Origin of the sequence: Nocardiopsis sp. MG754419 (assembly GCF_018207095.1) — a bacterium.
In the GTDB taxonomy this organism is placed as follows: Bacteria; Actinomycetota; Actinomycetes; order Streptosporangiales; family Streptosporangiaceae; genus Nocardiopsis.
The window spans coordinates 1-1,219 of sequence record NZ_QOCZ01000307.1 but is presented as its reverse complement, the minus strand read 5'-3'; the positions used below and the strand labels follow the sequence as shown (position 1 = coordinate 1,219).

Sequence of the window (1,219 nt, the reverse complement as noted above, 5' to 3'; positions counted from 1 at the left end):
CACCAGGGCGACCCCGGCCACCGGTTCGCTCCACAGCAGCACCCGGGGCGGGCCGGTGGACACGGCGCCGTTCCCCCGTCCCCCACCGCGCCCGGGTCCGGCCCCTACGGAGCGCCCACACCGGCCACACGGCGATGCCGGCCGCACACGGGATGGGGGCACAGGGCCACTCCCCCGCGCGAGGCCAGGGCGGTTTCGGGGCGTTCCACGGCGCGAGCGGTCCCGCGGGCCCCGGTGGTCCCGGTGGCCCGGGGACCCCCTCGACACCGGCCGGGGGCGCCTCCGGTGGTCGGCGCCGGCTCCTGCTCATCGGTGGCGGCGTGACCGCGCTCCTGCTGGTCGCCGGTATCGGTGGCGTCGCGATGTTCTCCGGTTCCGATGCCCCTCCGGAGAACACCACCAGCATCTACACGACCGACTTCGCCGCCGACCCGGAGTGGTCCGGCTCCTTCCCCTTCGAGTCCGGCGACCCCCGGTCGAACAACCTCGGCTACTGGTCCGAGCAGAACGCCATGGTGCTCCTGCTCGACTCCCACCTCTTCCCCTTCTGGGACGGTGTGGCCCCCTTCGAACGCGAGACCCCCGACCACGTCCTGGTGAGCAGCAGCATGGTGCCGTTGGAGGGACCGGGCGAAGCGTTCCTGGGTGTGCGCTGCTGGGACCAGGAGGACGAGGAGCGCACCATGTACGAGGCGCTGCTGCGCTTCGACGGGAACGAGGCTCAGATCCGTCGGGTGACCGAGGAGAGCGGCAACAGCGCCCTCGCCGAGACCACCGAGGTCGAGGGGTTCCGGACCCCCGACCTGTTCGACGAGGAGAGCGAGGTGGAGGGGCTGCCCTACGGGGCCGACCTCGGTGACCTGGTCGCCAACACCCTCACCTTCGGCTGTGAGTACGTGGCCGAGGAGGACGAGGAGCCCTCCATGCACCTGCGTCTGTGGATCAACGACGAACTCGTCCTCAGCGCCACGGACGATCAGCCCCTCCCGGACAGCACGCGACTCGACGACGAGGATCGACGTCGCGTCGGCACCGTCGTACGCCCCGCGGCCGGCAACGCTCAGATCTCCGCGGCCTTCACGGACTTCGCGCTCCACCGGGTCGACACCCAGGGGTGAACCGGAGGCGTCCCGCGGGTCCGTGCCCGAAGCGCCGCCCGGGGCACGGCGCTCCGGGTGCGGCGTGGGACGTCGGGCAGGGCCGTGACCACCCCCCTCCC

At 72.6% G+C, this 1,219-nt stretch carries 1 protein-coding gene; it reads left to right on the top strand.

The features are described 5' to 3' along the window. The first annotated feature begins 152 nt into the window (after positions 1 to 152). Positions 153 to 1,118, top strand: coding sequence for a hypothetical protein (locus tag DSY14_RS27820; protein ID WP_211719567.1), 966 nt, complete (start codon positions 153 to 155; stop codon positions 1,116 to 1,118). Positions 1,119 to 1,219: the final 101 nt, after the last annotated feature.

Bases quoted from the DNA above. Each gene is read 5' to 3' on its own strand.
- DSY14_RS27820 (WP_211719567.1), top strand. From the start codon at position 153: ATGGGGGCACAGGGCCACTCCCCCGCGCGAGGCCAGGGCGGTTTCGGG.